Source organism: Desulfotignum balticum DSM 7044, assembly GCF_000421285.1.
Taxonomy (GTDB): Bacteria; Desulfobacterota; Desulfobacteria; order Desulfobacterales; family Desulfobacteraceae; genus Desulfotignum; species Desulfotignum balticum.
In genome coordinates this window covers 3,110,651-3,130,371 of record NZ_ATWO01000001.1, presented here as the reverse complement: position 1 = coordinate 3,130,371, position 19,721 = coordinate 3,110,651, and the positions used below count along the sequence as shown (strand labels likewise).

The following is a 19,721-nucleotide window of genomic DNA, read 5'->3' as shown; positions in this document are numbered from 1 at the left end:
CCTGCGAAGGGCAAGCCGGGGCCGTCCTCCGCACCACCCCCATCCCCAGATCCTGATCCCACCTCTCTCTCCTCCCAATCCCCAATACCTACCAACCAAGAACCCCCTACCCAACACCCATCATCCAAAACATCCCATTGAATTTGCTATTTGTTAAAAACCGATTTATACAGAAAAAGGACTCGGGGCCTGCTTTATTGTAGTTATTAGGGGGTAAAGTATGGTCATTGGCATAGTCTGTGACCGCAATGGGTATTTATAGATTGACTTTCCATGTGTGCTGCATATACTGAAAACTATGATATGGTTGAAATCCCGGATAGGATAATATTCGGAATGATTGAAACCTCGAAAGAGAAAGGCAGGAAAATAAGATGCCGAAATTAAGAGAGATCGATATTGATTACGATCAGATACGCGAGTTGGTTTGCCAACTGGCTTTTAGCAAAAAAATGTCCCTGATAAGGGAAATCGTTAAAGATAAAAGATATCAGGAAGATTTTTATGCTTTCACAGAGTCATTGGCCAAAAAATACAATATCCCCGAGATGAACGAACAGGAATTGGATGTATTCCTCCATGGTTAGTCAAAGATTTTGACAATGGTTTGAGGGGATATAACCGCAATGATCCATAGAATTGTTATTGATACCAATATTTATATATCAGCGATTTTTTGGGGTGGCAAACCTCGTGAGGTGGTTGATTTAGGTGTAGCGGGGTCTGACCCTGGTAAGTTGTTGTTTTTACGCCCAATAATGCTTAAAATAAGGGATGAAATGGGCTTAGAGTGTGCTTTTGGGGGGCAAAAAGCGGCTTTTAAGAATTAGTGCGATTCTTATTTTCACGAAAAAAGTACGAGTTTTTAAAAAATATTCACGTTTTTATATATGTGTTTCTTGCATTTTATCACAAAAAATGATACGAGTTTCCCATGAAAAGAGACATCTATAAACAATTGGTTTCATGGAAATTATCGTCGTCAAGAAAGCCTCTCGTACTTAAGGGGGCGCGGCAGGTTGGCAAAACATATATCCTTAAGGAATTTGGGAAAGGGGAGTATGACAATGTCGCTTATTTTAATTTTGAAGAAGACCCGGATCTGAACGAAATTTTTTCAGGAAGGCTGTCACCTCTCATGGCCGTTGTAAAAATGCAGCCAGAGCATCGGTGTGAAACTGTATAGATATTCTTCCGTGAATTTTCTTCAAAAAAAGACATTTTAAATCCATATTCTTCCATTTTCTTGGCTTCAGCCAAATATTTTTCTTTCCATAAAAGTTGTATTCATCAATAGTTACCTTAACCTGGAGGTGACTGTGGATGAATCGAATTAAAAAGAGAAAGTGCCGTCATTGCAGACGGTTGTTTGTGCCTGATCCCCGGAATCAGAACCGGCAGCACTATTGTTCAAGGCTTTTGTGCAGAAAAGCCAGCAAAACGGCCAGCCAGAAAAGATGGCTGAATAAACCGGAAAACAGGGATTACTATAAAGGCCCTGAAAACGTGGAACGGGTCCGGGCATGGAGAAAGAAAAATCCCGGGTACTGGAAGTGTGCCGTATCCCAAACAGCGTTACAAGATTCCTTAATCACGCAACCAGTTGAAAACAAAGAATATAATGATCAAATTAATGCGGATGCGTTACAAGATCTCTTATTGTCACAACCACCTGTTATCATAGGATTAATCTCCAATTTCATCGGATCACCGTTACAAGATGACATCGCCGACACCCTTCTTGCCATGCAACAATCCGGGCAGGACATTTTATGTCTGAAACCCCGAAAAAAAGGAGGAGCACGTGATTGTCAAATCCCCGATTTTAAAACAGCGTATCCGCAAGGTGCCCAAAAGCTTCAGCTGGGTCGATCACCGGCTGGTCAGGGACCGGCATATTGAAAATCTGAACCACAGCCAGGCGGCTTTATACCTGTTCCTGGTATGTGTGGCCGATGACAAGGGGTTAAGCTATTACGGCGACCCGGCTCTCATGAAAAATCTGAGCATGGATCAGGCCACCCTGGATCAGGCAAGGTCCGGCCTGATCAGAAAAAGCCTGATTGCATGGCAGAAACCGGTTTATCAGGTATTGTCCCTTGAACCGAGATGCCGAGACAACCGTTCAAGGTCAATGATGAGCCTGAAAGACATCCTGGGAGGTGCAAATGATTGATTATGAAACCTATGTCCGGATCAGGACCTTATTTACCCGGGATGGACTCAATTACAGTCAGATTGCCGAGGAACTTGCGCTGGATCACCGGACAGTTGCCCGGTGGGCCAATGAAAAACAGTATCTGCCCAGACGATCGGCCAGAAAAGCCAGCAAACTGGACCCTTTTAAAAACGATATCGTACGGATGCTTGAAAAGCATTCTTATACTGGAAGACAGGTGTTCCAGCGCATACAGGAGAATGGTTTTGACGGCGGCATCACCATTGTGAACGATTATGTGCGTAAAATCCGGCCGCCCCGGGTAACGCCGTATCTAAAACTGGTGTTTGCTCCCGGCGAGTGCGCCCAGGTGGACTGGGGCAGCTTTGGCAATGTGCGGGTGGGGTCCACCAGCAGAAGGTTGAGTTTTTTTGTCATGGTGTTGTGCCACAGCCGCATGATGTATGTGGAATTCACCGTGTCCCAGACCATGGAGCACTTTTTGGGATGCCATCAGAATGCCTTTCATTTTTTTGGCTGTGTGCCTCAGAAGATCATGGTGGACAATCTCAAATCAGCGGTACTGAAAAGAGGCATCGGCAAGGAACCGGTCTTCAATCCCCGGTATATGGACTTTGCCAACCATTACGGGTTTAAAATTGTTCCCTGTAATGTGGGAAAAGGCAATGAAAAAGGCATTGTTGAAAATGCCGTCGGATATGTCAAAAAGAACCTGCTCAATGGTTTGGATATCTCTGATTTTAAAATCATGAAACCGCTTGTTCGGCACTGGCTTGATACGGTGGCCAATGTCCGGAACCACGGAGAAACCGGCCAAAGACCTGTGGATATGTTCACAGAAGAAAAAGTAAGTCTTCAACCGCTGCCGGTGGAACCGTATGATATTGGTACGGTCAGTCAGGCCCGGGCGAACCGTCAGTTCAGGGTGACCATCGATACCAATCGATACAGTGTGCCGGCCCAGCTGGCCGGAGTCAGGCTGACAGTAAAACTGTATCCCGACCGGTTGTGTTTTTACCACGACAACAAGCTGGTGGCCCGGCATGTCAGGAGCTATGACCGCCGCTGCGATTATGAACATCCGGATCATCCCAAGGTGCTTCTGGCTCAACGGAGAAAAGCCAGGGATCAGAAGATATTCATGCGTTTCTTAAGTCTGTCTGACAAATCTCAGGAGTACTACCGGCAGATGGAACAGCGCCGGATGAATCCGTTCCACCATATCCGCCAGATCGTTGCCCTGTCCGAAATTTACTCTTCAGAACAGGTAAAACGGGCTATCGATGATGCCCTTCATTTTAAAGCCTTTTCCTGCGATTATATCGCCAACCTTCTGGAGCAGCGGTCCCGGCAGGTGGAAGAACCGGGTGCGCTTCACCTGACCCGGAACAGCGACCTTCTGGATTTAACCATCCAGCAACCGGATCTGTCCATTTACGATTTAGGGGGTGACAAATGAAAGATATCACTGATTTTCTGTCATATCTGAAACTGCCCTTTATCCGTGAAAACTATGAAGTCATGGGAAAAACGGCAGCCCGCAACCAGTGGGACCATATTCAATACTTATCGGAACTGGTGGAACAGGAGTCCAACCTGCGCCGGGACCGGTCTATCCAGCGTCGGATCAAACAGGCACGGTTCCCGGTCATCAAAACCATGGATCAGTTTGACTGGTCCTGGCCGAAAAAGATCAACCAGGCCCAGGTAAAGAATCTGTTCCGCCTCAAGTGTATCGAGGAAAAAAGCAACATCGTCCTTATCGGTTCCGTGGGCGTGGGAAAAAGCCATATTGCCACCGCTCTTGGTTATCAGGCCTGCCTGAAAAATCATACGGTCCTGTTTGCCTCAGCTATTGATGCGGTGAACAATCTGATCGCCGCCCAGCATACGGGGCGTTTGAAACAGGAGCTGAAAACGTATCTCAAGCCTTCTTTGCTGATCATGGACGAACTGGGGTACTTGCCCATTGATAAAAACGGTGCCGATCTGTTGTTCCAGATCATCAGTGAAAGATATGAACGGGGAGCCATTGTGATCACCACAAACCGGGTGTTCAAGGAGTGGCCGGAAATCTTCAACAATGACAGTACGCTGACCTCCGCTTTACTGGATCGCCTTCTACACCATACAGAAGCGGTTGTAATCGAGGGTGACAGCTATAGAATGAGGAAAACAGCGAAAGAATAAACGGGAAAGGGTCGGCCAGCAATTCTGCCTGGCCGGCCTATTTTTACTATACATTTTCAAACCGGTCATCTGATGACATTTTCACACCGGCGCTGACATCACCTGAAAAAATAATTGATATGCTTTCAATTTATCACGGGTCACGCATATCATCTGATCACACACTCATTATATTTGATGAAATTCAAAGCTCGCCTGAGACACTTACCAGCTTGAAATATTTTTGTGAGGATGCCCCGGAATATCATATTGCCACGGCAGGTTCCCTGCTGGGCGTAAAAGTGGGTCAATCTGCCCCATTTCCCGTGGGGAAAGTTAATTTTCTTGATATGTACCCCATGTCATTCAGTGAATTTCTTGATGCTGTCGGGAAAAACCAGTTACGGCTGTTTATTGATGATAAAACCGATTTTAACCCTGTCCCGAAAAGCTTTCATGCCGAGCTTACAGATTTATTGAAAATGTATTATTTTGTCGGCGGCATGCCTGAAGCGGTAAGGCAATATGCTGAGAATAAGGATTTGAATAAGGTGCGAAATATTCAAGATGAGGTTCTATCGGCTTATACAATCGATTTTTCCAAATATACAACCAGGTCTGAGGCTATCCGGCTTTCCAATATATGGGCAAGTATTCCCGGACAACTGGCCAGGGAAAATAAAAAATTTACCTTTGCTCAAATTGAAAAAAATGCCCGGGCAAGGGAGTATAATGAATCGATTCAATGGCTGGTTGATGCAGGGCTGGTGACCAAAGTAAATAACATCAAGACTGCAAAACTGCCTCTTTCCGGATATCAGGATAATAAGTTCAAACTCTATCTTCTTGATACGGGCCTGCTGGGCGCCATGATCAATGTTCCGCAAAAGGCCATCATTGAAGGCGATCGTTTGTTCAGTGAATATAATGGCGCGTTTGTTGAAAATTATGTGGCGCAGGAGTTTGTCGTCCATGGCCGGAAAGATTTATATTATTGGTCAAGTAAAAACACAGCAGAAGTTGATTTTGTTGTTGCCTTGGAAAATCAGATTTTACCCCTTGAGGTGAAAGCAGGAATAAGCAGGCAGAAAAAGAGTTTGCGTGTTTATGGAGAAAAATTCAACCCTCCTGTATTGTCACGCTCAACTCTGATGAATTTTAAAGAGGATGGCAAAATCAGAAATTATCCTCTTTATGCGGTGTATAAATTCAGCAAGCTCGGGGTCAGGCCTGCGTTATTGTAGTTATTTTGAGTTTTAAGTTTTAAGTGTTAAGTTTTAAGTAAAAAAGGCCGGGGTCACCTGTGGCATTGTCGGTATTGGGGGGTAAAGTAGAATGAACATGCAGTCCATATCTTTTCCTGCATATCCTGACATCCTGCGGTGGGGGAGCCGGGGACTGCTGGTCTGCTGGTGGTTCTGATGCGAAAGAATAGCCTGGATGAATCGCCCCAGCGCACCAACAAAAATTTTACTTGCGTTTTTTGTTGAGATGGATAATATTTACCCTACTTATAAATATATAGGGACTTTATTATCCATGAATGAAAAGAAAAATAAACCCAGCGCTTGTGAAAAGGCCAGACAGATCATTCGCGAAGGCGGAGGGATGATTAAAACATCTGAGGCGATTCAGGCCGGAATACATCCCAGAACGCTTTATCAGCTGCGGGATATGGGAGACCTTGAGCAACTCTCCAGAGGGATTTACCGACTGGCGGAGATTGAAACCGTTTCAAACCCCGACTTTGTTATTGTTGCCACCAGAATTCCCATTTCGGTCATCTGCCTGATATCCGCACTGTCCTTCCATGAAATTACCACACAGATTCCCCACGAAGTTTCTGTGGCAATACCAAAGGATAGCAAGCCTCCTGTGATCAACTATCCACCTATGCAATTTCATAAATTTTCTGCAGGATCCTTTCGGGCAGGCGTTGAGAGCCATCAAATCGATGGCGTTAACATCAAGGTTTACAGTCCGGAAAAAACACTGGCAGACTGCTTTAAGTTTCGGAATAAAATTGGAATGGATGTCGTGCTTGAGGCGTTGAAGCTCTATAAAAGCAGAATGAAATTCGATCATAAAAAGATATTGGAGTACGCCAGGATCTGTCGCGTGGATAAAATTGTGCTCCCCTATTTGGAAGCCAATATATGACATCACACCAAAACATATCTGCTTCGGTAAAACAACGTCTCCTATGGATATCGACATGCTTGGCAAGACAGGGAATGAAGAGGCAAATATCATCGTACAAATTTGTGATATCCTCGCTGTTGAAGTTGATCCTGATGGACTGGCTTTTGATTCGGAATCGATCCGGACTGAACGAATAACCGAAGATGCCGACTACGAAGGAGTCAGAGTAAGATTTAGCGGTTTCTTAGGAACAGTCAGAATCAGCATGCAAATAGATATTGGTTTCGGAGACATAGTCTATCCGGAACCTTAAAAGGCAGATCTGCCATGTATGTTGGATTTCCCGGCACCATCTTTACTATGTTACAGCCGGGAAAGTGCCATTGCCGAAAAATTTGAGGCAATGGTAAAGCTTGGTCACCTGAACAGCCGAATGAAGGATTTTTATGATATTTGGCTGTTATCACGTCAGTTCCGATTTGAACTCAGCAAGCTTGCAGAGGCTGTAAGGCTTACATTTAAACAGCGCAAGACAGAATTAAACTATCCTATCGAGGCTTTTTCATCAGATTTTATATCGTCACGCCTAAGCATGTGGGCCGTCTTCCATAAACGCTTGAAGCAGGATCATGTTCCTGCTTCCGCACGGTGTGGGTGATGATCACCGGCTCCGGCAGGTAAAAAAAGCGGGGTCAGGCCTGCGTTATTGTAGTTATTGGGAGTTTTAAGTTTTAAGATAATATGAGAAGGCTGATCCCTCCGACGAGCTGTGATATAATCACGCTCAATTTTTAACGCAGTCACCCAAAGGGCTGCAAAGATTGAGGAGGGACCAGCCATGAAAAATACTATCACAATTGGAATCGATTTGGGAGACAAATTTCACATAGCAGTGGTATTTGACGGTGAGGGCAACGAACTGGAGACTGCCCGGGTGACCAATACAAAGGCCGGTGTCAGCAAATTTTTTCAGCCGTACAAAAATGCCAGGGTGGCCATGGAGGCGGGTACTCATTCTCCGTGGATCAGTCGCTTGCTGATTGAAATGGGGTTGACCGTTTATGTAGGCAATCCCCGCAAATTAAGATTCATCTGGGACAGTGTTGATAAATCCGATGCCCGTGATGCCCGGGTATTGGGTATGGTCTGCCGGATCGAACCCCGGTTTTTACATCCGTTGCAACACCGCAATAGCCAGGCACAAGCGGATCTGGCATCAATCAAGTCCCGTGATATGCTGGTCAAGAGCCGCACCCAGCTAATCAACCATGTCCGAGGGCTTGTCAAGGCTAATGGAGAGCGTTTGCCCAAATGCAGTTCAGAAAGCTTTGCCAAAAAATGTGAACCCCTTGTGCCGCCTGAGCTTCGATCTGCCTTGGAATCCGTGTTTAAAACCATCTTCCATTTGAATGAACGGATAAAGGAGCTTGACCGTCATATTGAGCACCTGAGCATGGAACGGTACCCGGAAACACAATATTTGCGTCAGGTAGCCGGTATCGGTCCGATCACCGCACTGTGCTTTGTCTTAACCCTTGAAGATCCTGCACGCTTTGCCAAAAGCCGTCAGGTAGGACCATTTTTAGGGCTGACACCCCGGCGGGATCAATCCGGAGATACAGACAAACAGCTTCCCATTACCAAAGCAGGAAATTCTTATATGCGCCAGCTGCTGGTGGGCAGCGCCCAGTATATTATGGGACCGTTCGGACCGGAGAGTAATCTGCGCCTGCATGGTCTGTCGATTGCCGCACGAGGAGGCAAAAACGCCAAGAAACGGGCGGTGGTGGCAGTGGCCAGGAAACTGGCGGTGCTGCTGCATCGACTGTGGGTGACCAAAGATAATTATCAACCATTTTATGGCATGAACAAAAAAGCGGCCTGAAGATGAATAGTTCCAGATTTAACAAAGGGTTCAATAGCTGAAACATGAATATTTTAAAGGAAGATAACCCGATTTTAAGGGGGCCAGCCCCCAGGAGACTGCGCCTAAAACTATGCAATAGTCAGTTGCCGCTGATAGTCTACGATTGCGTTGTTAAGATAGCAGCTCCTGCCCACGGATATTAACATGCACCGGGGCAAATGGCAGCCCCACAAAAGAGTGCGGATGGAAGCGTGACGGTCGAGACTCGTTGGATGGAGGGAAAAGGACAATTCGTGAACGAATTTGCTCTTGACATAAGCCTTCTCATGGAAGATGATTTTACTTGATACACATGCGGCTGTCTGGATGGCTTCCGACCAGACCAAGCTGTCTGTGGATGCGAAAAAAGCATTATCCGTTCGTTTGCCCGAAATTCACAACGATCCGTTTGACAGAATCCTCATTGCCATGTGTCAGGCCAATGAATGGACCTTGTTATCCAAAGACAGTGTGATCGCCAAATATCCTGATATCCGTGTTGTCTGGTAGGAAAAAATGGGGTCATGATGGGGTCAGGCCTGACCCCGTAAGCTGATGAAAAATCCTGCTTTTTTGATTGTTTGCGTGATGATCGCGGCTGCGCCGTTGTTCCGGGGATCGGTGCATGCCTGGGCACAGACGGTGATCCAGGCCATGGTGGCCCTGGGCGGGATTGTGCTGGTGCTCGAAGCGATGCGGTCAAGGGGGGGCGGAAGCAGTCATCCCGGAGATCGTCGTTGAAAGGGTTCGCCCACAAGCGGCTGGTGGGATATCTGCTGGCCGGTATCGTGGTGACGGCCGCGATTGTGATGGCCTCCACCCCCTTGGTACAACGTATCATGACCCTGACCCAGGGGGACATGGAAGACAACATCACCCACCGGCTCAATCTCTGGGAAGGCACCCGGCACATGATCGCGGACAACCCGGCCGCCGGCACGGGCCCGGGAACCTTTGAAACAGCGTATCCCCCATACCAGCAGCCCGGCTACACAGTCCTGGCCAGATACGCCCACAATGATTATCTCCAGTTCACCGCCGAAGCCGGCCTCCGCTCCTTCCGCTGAAAAGCCGGGGCCAACCGGCAGATCTTCCATAAATACATACACCTTGACTGAAAAAGCAGAACCGGATAAAATTTCATCATGGCAGAAAAGGAAAGTACCATAAAAGTGATTACCTTCCATGACAAGTTGATCCGGGAAATTTATGATGAAACTTCCTGAAAACACATTAATTGCCAGTGAGAAACTGACACACTATTTGCTGACTTCAAAGAAACGGAATGATAAATCGCAATGGCTTTCCAAAGCAGGCTATACCCATGAAAATTGGCGGGTATTGAAAAACGATTTAAAAAAGCTGATACGATCAACCGAAGCGATGCCAATTGAGAATTCGGAATATGGTCAGATTTACGAAATCAGAGGTGAAATAAGCGGCCCTAACGGAAACAGTCTGGATGTATGTACAATCTGGATGACTGAGTTTGCGACAGGCATCACAAAGTTTATCACCATGTATCCTGACAAAAGGAGATAAGCAATGAAACCTGTATTATTCGAAGAAGTTGTGTTGGCAAAAGATTTTCCTGATAAAAAATTAAAAAAGGGTGATATTGCTACTGTTGTCGAGCATCATCCTGTTTCCGATGGTGAAGATGGCTATACCTTGGAAGTTTTTAATGCACTTGGGGATACCATAACCGTCATAACAGTAGCTGAATCGGCAATTGACCCGTTGACTGAAAATGATGTGTTAACGGTCCGTTCAATGGTTGCAGCCTGAAAACATTTTTGGACCGTGAGTTTTGGGGGCCTGACCCTGCGTCCTGTTCATCCCCCTGATGCTGTGGCTGCTGTTTGCTGTCCTCGCCGGGGCCGTCCTCCGCACCACCCCCATCCGGCCCTGGTCCTGTTTCTGGTCCGGTCCAGGCCCGTGGAATAGACGTGGGGTCAGGCCTGCGTTATTGTAGTTGTTTTGAGTTTTAAGTGTTAAGTGTTAAGTTTTAAGTGATCGTCGGCATAGTCTGTGACCGCAATGGGTAAGTGATTATCATACATTAGCAAGGCACGAGATGTTTCATGAATTATGCCTTTTTTGCGATTACCTGAGAACTTCAACTGAATATTGGCTGAATCTGGTGTCATGCGTTACAACAGGAAGACGGTTTAAAATGGCAGTGGCGATAATGATCCTGTCGGCCGGATCTTTGTGAACAGGCGGGAGTGAGGCTGAAAATAATGCAATTTTACCGGTTACCGGTATTTCAACAAGGTCGTGGATTGAAAGGACTTTTTCATACCATTTTTCCACATCCATGGGCAGTTCGAGTTTTTTTACAGCTGCTTTGTATCCGACTTCCAACGCGGTTGCGGCACTTACATAGACAATATCTGTTTGTTCAATTGATTTCAATGTGTCTTGTGAAATCCTGCCGCCTCCGTTTACAAGCCAGATCAATCCACAGGTGTCAAGCATTATTGCAGACATTCAAAGTCTCCGCTCATATCATCGTCAAAAAGCGCCCCGTTTATATCAACATGCAGTTCGGGAGAGCCTTTTAACCGGTTTTTGGCCTTGTGTGCGACTATTTCAGCAACGGGTTTTCCATTGCGGCATATCAGATAAGATGTGTTTTTTGTTTCAATATCGGATATCAGTTTGGAAAGTTTGTTCTTGGCATCAAAAATATTTATCACTTCCATTTGGATACCTCTCTTTGGTCGGATGTTATTGGATATTATTAAAGGTTAGCTTATCTGGCTTAACCATGATTGTCAACTCATTGGCCGGATACATCCCCGGCCCCAGATACAAGAAACCCCCAGGCTTCCTGGTGTCCCTCCTGCCCAAAATCCGAATCTATCAAAAACGACAATAACGCAGGCCTGACCCCCACTTTTTTGAATGAGACTCATACCGTTCAAAGTCCTGAAGACTGGAACAATCCGGCGGGGGCCGCTCTGATGATCCGAAAACTGGGATATTTTGAATACTTGGCCTCGGACAAGTTTTATGGCTGGTTCAAGGACATGACCGACCAGGCCCTGATGGAATGGCACAGCGCCATGCACATCATGCTGCCCCTGGCCACCAAAGAGTGCGGGTTCGGTTCCCTGGCCATATCCAGGGATGTGGTCACCTCCGCCGCATCGAGCAGCTGCGCCGCACGGTCCTGGACACCCTGATCAAGCTCAATCAATAACTAGCGGGGTCAGGGTTGTTTTATTGCCTTTATTGGTAGGCGGAATCGTGGTCGGGGTGCAGGGACAGTATGCGCAGCCATGGCCCGTCACGGTAACCGATGGCCCGGAATCCTCTGCTGATCCGGAACGTATACAAGCGGCGTCCTTCCGGGCCTTTTCGCGATAGAATGGCTTCCCATTTGAGCCCCTGGTCTGAATAGACCTGGGGCCAGGTCATGCGTGTGATCTTTTTTAGGGTATTCAGGATATTGCGCTGGTCGGTTTTAATGAGATCAAACAGTGCCTTTTGAAATACCGGGTTGTTGAGGTCCAGCCGTATGGGGGTCGCCGCATTCCCTGCTGTCATTTGATCCGGGCCTTCAGATTTTCCAGATCGGTTTCTTCGGGAGGATTGTTTTCTGCCCAGTCAATGGCCTTGTCCAGTTCCTGTTGAACCTGGCTGTGATGGATCCATTTTTCATTGTCGGGAATGAAACGTCCCACCTTGAGAAGCCAGACGCCCTTGTCCATTTCGGTCAACAGCACGCTCTGGCCGGCAAATTTTTTACCAAGCGTGATCTGGCCGCTGCTGCCCACTGTCTTGATGATATCCATGGTGTTTCTCCTGTATTGTTAATGCATGATTTCATGATAACATGATTTTGGGGAATGTCAAAGGGGGGTTGAATAGAAAACGCGGGGTCACCCAAAGCGCTGCAAAGATTGAGGAGAGACCAGCCATAAAAAATACTATCACAATTGGAATCGATTTGGGAGACAAATTTCACATAGCAGTGGTATTTGACGGTGAGGGCAACGAACTGGAGACTGCCCAGGTGACCAATACAAGGGCCGGTGTCAGCAAATTTTTTCAGCCGTACAAAAATGCCAGGGTGGCCATGGAAGCGGGTACTCATTCTCCATGGATCAGCCGTCTGCTGGGCGAGATGGGGTTGACCGTCTATGTTGGTAACCCCCGCAAATTAAGATTCATCTGGGACAGTGTTGATAAATCCGATGCCCGTGATGCCCGGATCCTGGGCATGGTCTGCCGGATAGAACCCCGGATGTTACATCCGTTGAAACACCGCAGCAGCCAGGCACAAGCGGACCTGGCATCGATCAAGTCTCGTGATATACTGGTCAAGAGCCGCACCCAGCTGATCAACCATGTCCGAGGGCTTGTCAAGGCCAATGGAGAGCGTTTGCCCAAATGCAGTACCGCCAGCTTTGCCAAGAAATGTGAACCCCTTGTACCCCCTGAGCTTCGATCTGCTCTGGATGCTGTGTTTCAAACGCTCTTTCATTTGAACGAACGGATAAAGGCGCTTGATCTTCAGATTGAGCAGCTGAGTATGGAACGGTATCCGGAAACCCAATATTTACGTCAAGTAGCCGGAGTTGGTCCGATCACCGCGCTGTGCTTTGTGTTGACCATTGAAGATCCCGCATGCTTTGTCAAAAGCCGTCAAGTAGGGCCTTTTTTGGGGCTGACCCCACGACGGGATCAATCCGGAGATACAGACAAACAGCTTCCCATTACCAAGGCAGGAAACACTTATCTGCGCCGGTTACTGGTGGGCAGCGCCCAGTATATTATGGGGCCGTTCGGGCCGGAGAGTAACCTGCGCCTGCATGGGATGTCGATTGCCGCCCGGGGAGGCAAAAACGCCAAGAAACGGGCGGTGGTTGCAGTGGCCAGGAAGCTGGCGGTGCTGATGCATCGACTGTGGGTCACCCAAGACAAATATCAACCGTTTTATGGCATGAACAAAAAAGCGGCATGAAGATGATTATCACCAAATTTAACAAAGGGTTCAATAGCTGAAGCATGAATAATTCAAGGGAAGATAACCCGATTTTAAGGGGGCCAGCCCCCAGGAGACTGCGCCTAACACTATGCAATAGTCAGTTGCCGCTGATAGTCTACGATTGCGTTGTTAAGATAGCAGCTCCTGCCCACGGATATTAACATGCACCGGGGCAAATGGCAGCCCCACAAAAGAGTGCGGATGGAAGCGTGACGGTCGAGACTCGTTGGATGGAGGGAAAAGAACAATTCGTGAACGAATTTGTTCTTGACATAAGCCTTCTCATGGAAGTTTTAAGTAAAAAAAGCCGGGGTCACCTGCGGTATTGTCGTTATTGGGGGGTAAAGTATCGGGTGTTGAGTTGCCGGAATCGGCTGAACCCTGGTTTCTTGGTGTGCATTGACAAGGCTCTTTTTCTGTGTGCATAATTATTGAAAGATATCAGGCAGAAAAAAAGGAAAGTCTGTCCTACATTTAAAAAGGAGATTTGCCATGAAACGTTTGCTGGAAAAGGGATTGTCGCGATGTGTCTGCTGGCTGGCGGTCTGTGGTTTTTTTCTGATTTTTCAGGGAACGGCGGGTGCGGTCGGATCTTTTGCCACATTAAAAGAATTCTCAGGCGAAGTGATGATCAAGAATGCGGAAGAATGGGTGGCACCGGAACCGGGCATGTCTTTGTACTCCGGGGCAAAGATTGTCACAAAAGAGGGATCGGCCCTGGTTCAGTTCAAGGACGGGGCTACCATGACCGTGGATCCGTTTTCCAGTATCCGGGCCATTGATCAGATCCAGGCCACGGAAACAGCGGCATCGGATCAGATGAGAATCCGCAAGATCCGGGTGATGCTGGGGCGGACCAAGTATGAGGAACAGCCCCTTGCCGATCGGCAGACCCGCATTGAAATGCCCATGGCCGTGGCCGCGCTTCGGGGAACGGGGGGCTATTTTGGTGCGGATGAGGGCGGTACCTCCCAGGGCGAACTCTACGAAGGAAACATGGAAACTTCCGGTATTTTTCAGGAACTGGTTCCCCAGATACTGGCCCTGGAAAACGCATTGAATTCACCCACCTGGACGGCATCGCTGAATTCAGCAGACCAGGCGGACAATCCGTTGTCCAATGTTCAGGAAATCCAGGCGGAAATCCGGACTTTTTCCGCCAATCTGGATCCCCAGGTGCAGGCCCAGGTCATGCAGGCACTGGCCGTGATCACGCCGATCCTTCAGGGGATTCAGCAGAAAATTGAAAAAGCGCAAAAAGCGGAAGCCCAGAAAGCGGCGGCCCAGAAAACCGGGTCCGAAGACACCCGGGCTCAGGTGAAGGCGATCAGTGAAAAAACATCCCAGACCGCCGATACCTTTGTAAAGACCACCCAGGAATCCACCAAAGCGGATATCAGCCTGGTGCTGGCAACCATCAAAGGGGACCAGGCCGGCATTGCGCTGGCCCAGGCCGCCAAAGACCAGAATGACCGGGCCGTGGACCTGGCGGGGCAAGCCGTGGATACGGCTGCCACGGCCGTGGAACTGGCCGGCAAAGCCACCACGGACAAACAGCTGGCTGCGGCGGCATCTGTCGCTAATACGGCCGGCAACACGGTGGATGCCCTGGCTGAAACCGTCAAGACAACCAATACTTCGGCCATGATGGTGGCCCGGGACAACCAGGAAGGTGCAGCCAAGATGCAGGGCCTGGCAGCCACAACGGAAAGTACACTGGCTGCCGCTGAAAAATCCACGCAATCGTCACAAAATGCCATTGTGCTGGCCCAAAACGAAGACACGGCAGACGCAGCCGTTCAAGCGGCCAGAACAGCGGAAGATGCCTCCAGTGTCGTCAAAGACGTGGCTCAGAGCCAGAGCGAGGCTGCACAGGCCGTGGCTGACGATGATCCCGGCGCAGACGCCGCCATTGAAAACACCCGGCAGCAGTCGCAAACCATAGACAATGCCATTCAGTCTTTAGATGAAAGCATTGAACAGACCAATACGCTGATGCCGGCGGAAGAACCGGCCGATGAACCGGCTGAAGAAGCAGTGGACGAACCCGAACAAGAAGAAGCGCCTGCAGAAGAACCGGCAGAGGAGACGGAGCCGGAACAACCCCTTCCGCCGGATGAGCAGGAAGATGATACGGACCCGCCCAGCCCCGTGTAAAATGATGGGGTCCGGCTTTCTCTGTGGTCGTTATTTTTCTGTGAAAGTCCAGACCCCGTCCCATTCATCGGTTTCAATAAGCGGGGAACAGGTTTCAGGCGCCTGTATCAGTGTGCGGCACCGGGTGATGAACAATCGGGCGGGCCGGTCTTTTGGCTTTGCACCCAGGACGTCTTCAAAATGGCGGATGGCCGTGCCAAAGTCCTGGTTCCGGTAACAGGCCAGGCCGTTTTCAAAGTGGGAGATCCATGTAAAAACCGGATCTCCCATTTTTTTTTGGCCGATCAGTTCATAAATCGTCACAGGGGCCTGCCGTCCCTTGACCCGGACCCGGTCCAGCTCCCGGCACACAAATGCGCCGTCCAGATGCATCCGGGTCTGTTCCGGAATGATGATCTTTACCCCATAAATTTTGCACAACCCTTCCAGACGGGAGGCCAGGTTCACGTTGTCCCCGATCACAGAATAGTCGAACCGGCGCCGGGAACCCAGGTTTCCCACCACCATCTGCCCGGTGCTCAAGCCCATGCCCAGAGACAGGATCGGGACCCACTGGCGTTCCCATTCCGCCTGAAGCTGTTCCAGGCGTTCAAACATGCGAATGGCGGTCAGGCAGGCTTTTTGCGGATGGCGGGTGTCATCCAGAGGGGCGCCGAAAAACGCCATGATGGCATCGCCCATGTATTTGTCCAGGGTGCCGCCGTTTTCAAGGATCACATCCGTGAGCGTGCCCAGATACCGGTTGAGCAGTTCGATGAGCCCGGAAGGGGACAAAGATTCGGACAAGGTGGTGAAATTGCGGATATCCGCCATGAGAACGGTGAGTTCTTTTTCCTCTCCCCCCAGGGTGAGCTGGTCCGGGTGCCGGATCAGAATATCGATGACGGCCGGGCTTAAGTACCGGGAAAAAGACGTTTTCACCCACCGGTGCTGGCGGATCTCTGCGGCAAAATTGGTGATCAGCAGGGCCGCCACCGTGGTCAGCCCGGCCCCCAGGGGCAGCATCAGGGGCCAGACCAGATCCCGGGTCTGGAACAGGTATTGAACCCCTGCCGCATAGGTTCCCATGAGCACCACCCCGGCTGCCAGAGATGCCATGGGCGTAAACAGCATCATGAACCCTAAGGGCAGCAGGACCAGGACCAGTATGGATCCGGTTTTAACCCAGCGCATGTGCGGAAGAGTCTGCAACAGCCGGTTTTCCAGAATATTGTCCAGCAGGGTGGCCTGAATGAACACACCGGGGATTTCACTGGTCAGAGGGGTGGGCCAGATATCCCCGATGCCCGTGGCCATGGCACCGACGATCACCACCTTGCCCGCCAGCCGGTCCGGCGAAATCGCCCCGTCAATGATGTCTGCAATGGAGACCCGGTCGAATCCGGGATCCAGGCCGTAAAAATTCAGGCGTACATTGCCGTGCCCGTCCGTGGCCAGACGGCGTTCTGAACGGGCGGCATCCGGAACAAGGATCCCTTGATCCGGCAGGTCCGGGTCTGCGGACGGCAAGCGGGGCGTAAGCACCACCCGGCCGTCCCCGGCCCGGACCACGGTGTCCAGATAATGGGCCGCTCCGGCCAGGGCCAGGCAAAGATGGTCTTTGTTCACCAGCCGGACCCGGCGGATGGTGCCGTCACTGTCCGGAAATATGTTGACAAATCCAAGCCCCCGGGCCGCATTTTTCAGGTCCGGAACCGGTTCCAGGAGCCGGGTTTTTTTTGTGGGCACCAGGGACCGGGACGCAGAAAAATCCCGGTCATCCCGGATCCCTTCAAATGCCGTGCCCAGAATCCCGTTCCCGCTCCATGCCAGGGCTTCGGAAAACAAAGCATCATTATCCGATTCGGCCAGGAGCTGATCCATTTCATCGTGAAAAATCTGGTTGGGGAAATCTTGATTTTTCAGTCCCAGCTGGACAAAGCTTTGCTGCAAAGATTCCAGCACGGGCCGGGTCCGGTTTTCTTCGGGTTCGGGAAACAACAGGTCAAACACCACGGTTTGGGCCCCGTAATCCTTGAGCCGCACCAGCAGCTGGGCAAACACGGACCGGGGCCAGGGCCACCGGCCATAGGCCTCAATTCCCCGGGTCTCGATCCCGGCCACCACCACCTGCCCCGTGGGGGGGCGTTCTCCCCGCAGCCTGAACCGCAGGTCCAGCCCTTTCTGTTCCAGAAACGCCACCACGGGCCGGGGCTGATCAAACCATCCCGCCGCCAGAAACAGCGCCAGAATCCCACCGACAATGACCAGATGGCTCGTCCGCAGCTTACTCCGGACTCCCATGGTTATTCAAAAAACGAGGCCGCGTATGCCACATCCTCGGGGCAGAACACGAACAGGCATTTGCCGTCTGCATCTGACACGGATCCATACACATAATTGATGTTGATCTGTTCTTCGCCGAATTTTTTGGCGATTTTGGCAAATTCACCGGGTTTGTTGGTGATATCCACGGCCACCACTTCTTTGGTGTCAAACAGAAAATCGTTTTCCTTTAACAAAGCAACGGCGGCATCCGGGTTTCCCGTGAGCAGGCGGACCAGGGCAAAGTCGGCGGAATCCTTGCGCATGGAGCTGTAGCTGGCTGAAGATGCCAGGCGTTTCAGCGATTTCCCCCGGGCTTCGAACAGGTTCTGGACATAGGCGGACGCATCCTGAATGGTGATGGCGTCGATATTGATGTCAGCCTGTCCAAACAGGTCGGTGAGCCTTGCCAGCTCGCCGGGCACATTTTTCAGAAACAAGGAAATTTCAATTCGGATCATGGCGGTCCCCCTTTGTGGGGGGTCAGGCCTGCGTTACAATAACGCAGGCCTGACCCCGGTTCCGGTTTGGTTAATCGGTTTGCGCGCTTTTGACGCCTAAATCAAATGCTTCCATGTTCAGCGGAATGATTTTGGGTTTGGCGGCAAACTCATTTTTCACACATTCTTTGAGCAGTTCCAGGTCCACCAGGTTGCTTTTGGCGGCAAACGCGCTCAACGCGACAATATTGGCGGCCCGCACGGACCCGGCCTTGATGGCGATATCATTGACCGGCACCACCAGCTGGGTGACGTCCGTGCGCTGACTGGTCACGGGGATCAAAGAGGAATTGATGAAGATGATGCCGCCGGGTTTGACGTCGTTTTCAAACTTTTCCAGGGACGGCCGGTTCATGGCCACCAGGTGGGTGGGGTTTTTGATGATGGGCGATCCGATGAGCCGGTCACTGATCACCACGGTGCAATAGGCCGTGCCGCCGCGCATCTCCGGGCCGTAGGAAGGGATCCAGGCCACAAACGATCCCTGCTTCATGGCGGCATACGCCAGCAGTTTTGCGCTGAGCAGGATGCCCTGGCCACCGAATCCTGCAAATTTTATTTCTGTCTGCATGGGTTTCTCCAAACATATGGGTTAGGGTAGTGAAAGTAAATGGATGCGCCTTTATTCCGGGACTTTGTAATCACCCAGCTCATAATAGGGCAGCAGGGTATCTTCGGCCCATTTCAACGCATCCACAGGGGTCATGCCCCAGTTGGTGGGACAGGTGGAAATCACTTCCACAAAACTGAAACACCGGTTTTCCATTTGATATTGAAACGCCTGTTTAATGGCTTTTTTGGCCTTGTTGACCTGCTGGGGTTTGAGTACGGCCTGGCGGGTGATATATCCCGGGGTGACCAGTTCAGCCAGCAGGTTGGCCATGCGGATGGGCATGCCGGTCTGGGCCGTGTCCCGGCCTAAAGGGGCTGTGGTGGCCCGCTGTCCCGGCATGGTGGTGGGGGCCATCTGGCCGCCGGTCATGCCGTAGATGGCGTTGTTGATGAAAATGGTGGTGAATTTCTCGCCGCGGTTGGCGGCATGGATGATTTCTCCCATGCCGATGGACGCCAGGTCCCCGTCCCCCTGATAGGTGAACACCATCAGATCGGGACGTACCCGTTTGATGCCCGTGGCCATGGCCGGGGCCCGGCCGTGGGCCGCTTCCTGAAAATCACAGTCAAAATAATTGTATGCCAGCACGGCACACCCGACGGGGGCGATGCCCACGGTTTTTTCCTGAATGCCTAAGTCGTCAATGGCTTCCGCCACCAGCCGGTGAACAATGCCGTGGGTGCATCCGGGACAATAATGGGTATGGGTGCCGGAGAGTGCCTTGGGTCGTGAAAATGCTTTTGCCATGGGTG

General features: G+C 50.2%; 25 protein-coding genes and 1 pseudogene. 18 read left to right on the top strand and 8 right to left on the bottom strand.

Annotated features, from left to right (window positions below; all coding sequences use genetic code 11):
• The first annotated feature begins 374 nt into the window (after nucleotides 1-374).
• The 15 genes and pseudogenes from K365_RS0115670 (at nucleotide 375) to K365_RS0115590 (ending at nucleotide 10,184) form a co-directional block, all read left to right on the top strand.
• The gene (locus K365_RS0115670; protein WP_006968843.1) at nucleotides 375-587 is read left to right on the top strand and encodes a hypothetical protein; all 213 of its coding nucleotides are present in this window, start codon (nucleotides 375-377) and stop codon (nucleotides 585-587) included.
• Nucleotides 588-626: 39 nt separating this feature from the next.
• Nucleotides 627-830: a hypothetical protein gene (locus K365_RS0115665; RefSeq protein WP_024335335.1), complete on the top strand. Its 204-nt coding sequence runs from the start codon at nucleotides 627-629 to the stop codon at nucleotides 828-830.
• Nucleotides 831-934: 104 nt separating this feature from the next.
• Nucleotides 935-1,186, top strand: coding sequence for an AAA family ATPase (locus K365_RS27435; RefSeq protein ID WP_084489860.1), 252 nt, complete (start codon nucleotides 935-937; stop codon nucleotides 1,184-1,186).
• Nucleotides 1,187-1,804: 618 nt separating this feature from the next.
• Nucleotides 1,805-2,176, top strand: coding sequence for a hypothetical protein (locus K365_RS0115655; protein WP_024333782.1), 372 nt, complete (start codon nucleotides 1,805-1,807; stop codon nucleotides 2,174-2,176).
• Nucleotides 2,169-3,638, top strand: a complete 1,470-nt coding sequence (istA, locus tag K365_RS0115650) for an IS21 family transposase (RefSeq protein ID WP_024333781.1) — start codon at nucleotides 2,169-2,171, stop codon at nucleotides 3,636-3,638. The genes K365_RS0115655 and istA overlap by 8 nt, the downstream gene beginning before the upstream one ends.
• Nucleotides 3,635-4,369, top strand: a complete 735-nt coding sequence (gene istB, locus K365_RS0115645; RefSeq protein ID WP_024333780.1) for an IS21-like element helper ATPase IstB — start codon at nucleotides 3,635-3,637, stop codon at nucleotides 4,367-4,369. Before istA ends, istB begins: the two co-directional genes overlap by 4 nt.
• Nucleotides 4,366-5,592, top strand: coding sequence for an ATP-binding protein (locus K365_RS0115640; RefSeq protein WP_281167812.1), 1,227 nt, complete (start codon nucleotides 4,366-4,368; stop codon nucleotides 5,590-5,592). Before istB ends, K365_RS0115640 begins: the two co-directional genes overlap by 4 nt.
• Nucleotides 5,593-5,788: 196 nt before the next feature.
• Complete coding sequence (locus K365_RS0115635) at nucleotides 5,789-6,508, top strand: type IV toxin-antitoxin system AbiEi family antitoxin domain-containing protein (protein ID WP_245569188.1); 720 nt, start codon at nucleotides 5,789-5,791, stop codon at nucleotides 6,506-6,508.
• Nucleotides 6,509-6,551: 43 nt separating this feature from the next.
• A pseudogene (locus tag K365_RS28780) lies at nucleotides 6,552-7,148 on the top strand (nucleotidyl transferase AbiEii/AbiGii toxin family protein).
• A 180-nt stretch (nucleotides 7,149-7,328) separates the two neighbouring features.
• Nucleotides 7,329-8,375 carry an IS110 family RNA-guided transposase gene (locus K365_RS0115625; RefSeq protein ID WP_024335329.1) on the top strand — a complete coding sequence of 349 codons (1,047 nt, stop codon included), beginning with the start codon at nucleotides 7,329-7,331 and terminating at the stop codon, nucleotides 8,373-8,375.
• 315 nt (nucleotides 8,376-8,690) lie between these two features.
• Nucleotides 8,691-8,906 carry a PIN domain-containing protein gene (locus tag K365_RS0115615; RefSeq protein WP_024335328.1) on the top strand — a complete coding sequence of 72 codons (216 nt, stop codon included), beginning with the start codon at nucleotides 8,691-8,693 and terminating at the stop codon, nucleotides 8,904-8,906.
• 45 nt (nucleotides 8,907-8,951) lie between these two features.
• Nucleotides 8,952-9,137 carry a hypothetical protein gene (locus K365_RS28775; RefSeq protein WP_024335327.1) on the top strand — a complete coding sequence of 62 codons (186 nt, stop codon included), beginning with the start codon at nucleotides 8,952-8,954 and terminating at the stop codon, nucleotides 9,135-9,137.
• Nucleotides 9,134-9,463 (top strand): O-antigen ligase family protein, encoded by a 330-nt coding sequence (locus K365_RS0115605; protein ID WP_024335326.1) that lies wholly within the window; start codon nucleotides 9,134-9,136, stop codon nucleotides 9,461-9,463. Before K365_RS28775 ends, K365_RS0115605 begins: the two co-directional genes overlap by 4 nt.
• Nucleotides 9,464-9,605: 142 nt before the next feature.
• Nucleotides 9,606-9,938, top strand: coding sequence for a DUF6883 domain-containing protein (locus tag K365_RS0115595; RefSeq protein WP_211221124.1), 333 nt, complete (start codon nucleotides 9,606-9,608; stop codon nucleotides 9,936-9,938).
• A 3-nt stretch (nucleotides 9,939-9,941) separates the two neighbouring features.
• Complete coding sequence (locus K365_RS0115590; RefSeq protein ID WP_024335324.1) at nucleotides 9,942-10,184, top strand: DUF4926 domain-containing protein; 243 nt, start codon at nucleotides 9,942-9,944, stop codon at nucleotides 10,182-10,184.
• 318 nt (nucleotides 10,185-10,502) lie between these two features.
• Here the strand turns inward: K365_RS0115590 and K365_RS0115585 are convergent, their stop codons facing one another.
• Both K365_RS0115585 and K365_RS29420 read right to left on the bottom strand, forming a co-directional pair.
• Nucleotides 10,503-10,889, bottom strand: coding sequence for a type II toxin-antitoxin system VapC family toxin (locus K365_RS0115585; RefSeq protein WP_084489858.1), 387 nt, complete (start codon nucleotides 10,887-10,889; stop codon nucleotides 10,503-10,505).
• Nucleotides 10,877-11,104 (bottom strand): type II toxin-antitoxin system Phd/YefM family antitoxin, encoded by a 228-nt coding sequence (locus tag K365_RS29420; protein ID WP_006968291.1) that lies wholly within the window; start codon nucleotides 11,102-11,104, stop codon nucleotides 10,877-10,879. The genes K365_RS0115585 and K365_RS29420 overlap by 13 nt, the downstream gene beginning before the upstream one ends.
• Before the next feature lie 261 nt (nucleotides 11,105-11,365).
• On the opposite strand from K365_RS29420, the gene K365_RS27980 reads away from it, so the two are divergent.
• Nucleotides 11,366-11,587: a hypothetical protein gene (locus K365_RS27980; protein ID WP_156887735.1), complete on the top strand. Its 222-nt coding sequence runs from the start codon at nucleotides 11,366-11,368 to the stop codon at nucleotides 11,585-11,587.
• A 46-nt stretch (nucleotides 11,588-11,633) separates the two neighbouring features.
• Here K365_RS27980 and K365_RS0115570 read toward each other — a convergent pair whose 3' ends face one another.
• Nucleotides 11,634-11,951 (bottom strand): hypothetical protein, encoded by a 318-nt coding sequence (locus tag K365_RS0115570; RefSeq protein ID WP_024335321.1) that lies wholly within the window; start codon nucleotides 11,949-11,951, stop codon nucleotides 11,634-11,636.
• Nucleotides 11,948-12,199, bottom strand: coding sequence for a hypothetical protein (locus tag K365_RS0115565; RefSeq protein ID WP_024335320.1), 252 nt, complete (start codon nucleotides 12,197-12,199; stop codon nucleotides 11,948-11,950). Before K365_RS0115565 ends, K365_RS0115570 begins: the two co-directional genes overlap by 4 nt.
• A gap of 125 nt (nucleotides 12,200-12,324) precedes the next feature.
• Here K365_RS0115565 and K365_RS0115560 point away from each other — a divergent pair, with 125 nt between their 5' ends.
• The gene (locus K365_RS0115560; RefSeq protein ID WP_024335319.1) at nucleotides 12,325-13,371 is read left to right on the top strand and encodes an IS110 family RNA-guided transposase; all 1,047 of its coding nucleotides are present in this window, start codon (nucleotides 12,325-12,327) and stop codon (nucleotides 13,369-13,371) included.
• Nucleotides 13,372-13,887: 516 nt separating this feature from the next.
• Nucleotides 13,888-15,552 carry a methyl-accepting chemotaxis protein gene (locus K365_RS0115550; RefSeq protein WP_024335317.1) on the top strand — a complete coding sequence of 555 codons (1,665 nt, stop codon included), beginning with the start codon at nucleotides 13,888-13,890 and terminating at the stop codon, nucleotides 15,550-15,552.
• A gap of 30 nt (nucleotides 15,553-15,582) precedes the next feature.
• On the opposite strand, the gene K365_RS0115545 is transcribed toward K365_RS0115550, so the two are convergent.
• The 4 genes from K365_RS0115545 to K365_RS0115530 form a co-directional block, all read right to left on the bottom strand.
• A complete protein-coding gene (locus tag K365_RS0115545; protein ID WP_024335316.1) occupies nucleotides 15,583-17,835 on the bottom strand; it encodes a CHASE2 domain-containing protein in 2,253 nt (750 codons plus the stop codon).
• Nucleotides 17,836-17,837: 2 nt separating this feature from the next.
• Complete coding sequence (locus K365_RS0115540) at nucleotides 17,838-18,317, bottom strand: hypothetical protein (protein WP_006968284.1); 480 nt, start codon at nucleotides 18,315-18,317, stop codon at nucleotides 17,838-17,840.
• A gap of 70 nt (nucleotides 18,318-18,387) precedes the next feature.
• The gene (locus K365_RS0115535; protein WP_006968283.1) at nucleotides 18,388-18,927 is read right to left on the bottom strand and encodes a 2-oxoacid:ferredoxin oxidoreductase subunit gamma family protein; all 540 of its coding nucleotides are present in this window, start codon (nucleotides 18,925-18,927) and stop codon (nucleotides 18,388-18,390) included.
• A 51-nt stretch (nucleotides 18,928-18,978) separates the two neighbouring features.
• Entirely contained in the window at nucleotides 18,979-19,716 is a 738-nt protein-coding gene (locus tag K365_RS0115530; protein ID WP_006968282.1) for a thiamine pyrophosphate-dependent enzyme, read from the bottom strand.
• Nucleotides 19,717-19,721 lie beyond the last annotated feature (5 nt).

Coding starts and splice junctions, on each gene's coding strand:
- K365_RS0115595 (WP_211221124.1), top strand. CDS start 9,606: ATGATGAAACTTCCTGAAAACACATTAATTGCCAGTGAGAAACTGACA.
- K365_RS0115670 (WP_006968843.1), top strand. CDS start 375: ATGCCGAAATTAAGAGAGATCGATATTGATTACGATCAGATACGCGAG.
- K365_RS27435 (WP_084489860.1), top strand. CDS start 935: ATGAAAAGAGACATCTATAAACAATTGGTTTCATGGAAATTATCGTCG.
- K365_RS0115585 (WP_084489858.1), bottom strand. CDS start 10,889: ATGTCTGCAATAATGCTTGACACCTGTGGATTGATCTGGCTTGTAAAC.
- K365_RS0115665 (WP_024335335.1), top strand. CDS start 627: ATGATCCATAGAATTGTTATTGATACCAATATTTATATATCAGCGATT.
- K365_RS0115540 (WP_006968284.1), bottom strand. CDS start 18,317: ATGATCCGAATTGAAATTTCCTTGTTTCTGAAAAATGTGCCCGGCGAG.
- K365_RS0115530 (WP_006968282.1), bottom strand. CDS start 19,716: ATGGCAAAAGCATTTTCACGACCCAAGGCACTCTCCGGCACCCATACC.
- istA (WP_024333781.1), top strand. CDS start 2,169: ATGATTGATTATGAAACCTATGTCCGGATCAGGACCTTATTTACCCGG.
- K365_RS0115565 (WP_024335320.1), bottom strand. CDS start 12,199: ATGGATATCATCAAGACAGTGGGCAGCAGCGGCCAGATCACGCTTGGT.
- K365_RS0115545 (WP_024335316.1), bottom strand. CDS start 17,835: ATGGGAGTCCGGAGTAAGCTGCGGACGAGCCATCTGGTCATTGTCGGT.
- K365_RS0115570 (WP_024335321.1), bottom strand. CDS start 11,951: ATGACAGCAGGGAATGCGGCGACCCCCATACGGCTGGACCTCAACAAC.
- K365_RS29420 (WP_006968291.1), bottom strand. CDS start 11,104: ATGGAAGTGATAAATATTTTTGATGCCAAGAACAAACTTTCCAAACTG.
- K365_RS0115625 (WP_024335329.1), top strand. CDS start 7,329: ATGAAAAATACTATCACAATTGGAATCGATTTGGGAGACAAATTTCAC.
- K365_RS0115615 (WP_024335328.1), top strand. CDS start 8,691: ATGATTTTACTTGATACACATGCGGCTGTCTGGATGGCTTCCGACCAG.
- K365_RS0115535 (WP_006968283.1), bottom strand. CDS start 18,927: ATGCAGACAGAAATAAAATTTGCAGGATTCGGTGGCCAGGGCATCCTG.
- K365_RS0115635 (WP_245569188.1), top strand. CDS start 5,789: ATGAATCGCCCCAGCGCACCAACAAAAATTTTACTTGCGTTTTTTGTT.
- K365_RS0115550 (WP_024335317.1), top strand. CDS start 13,888: ATGAAACGTTTGCTGGAAAAGGGATTGTCGCGATGTGTCTGCTGGCTG.
- K365_RS28775 (WP_024335327.1), top strand. CDS start 8,952: ATGAAAAATCCTGCTTTTTTGATTGTTTGCGTGATGATCGCGGCTGCG.
- K365_RS0115590 (WP_024335324.1), top strand. CDS start 9,942: ATGAAACCTGTATTATTCGAAGAAGTTGTGTTGGCAAAAGATTTTCCT.
- istB (WP_024333780.1), top strand. CDS start 3,635: ATGAAAGATATCACTGATTTTCTGTCATATCTGAAACTGCCCTTTATC.
- K365_RS27980 (WP_156887735.1), top strand. CDS start 11,366: ATGATCCGAAAACTGGGATATTTTGAATACTTGGCCTCGGACAAGTTT.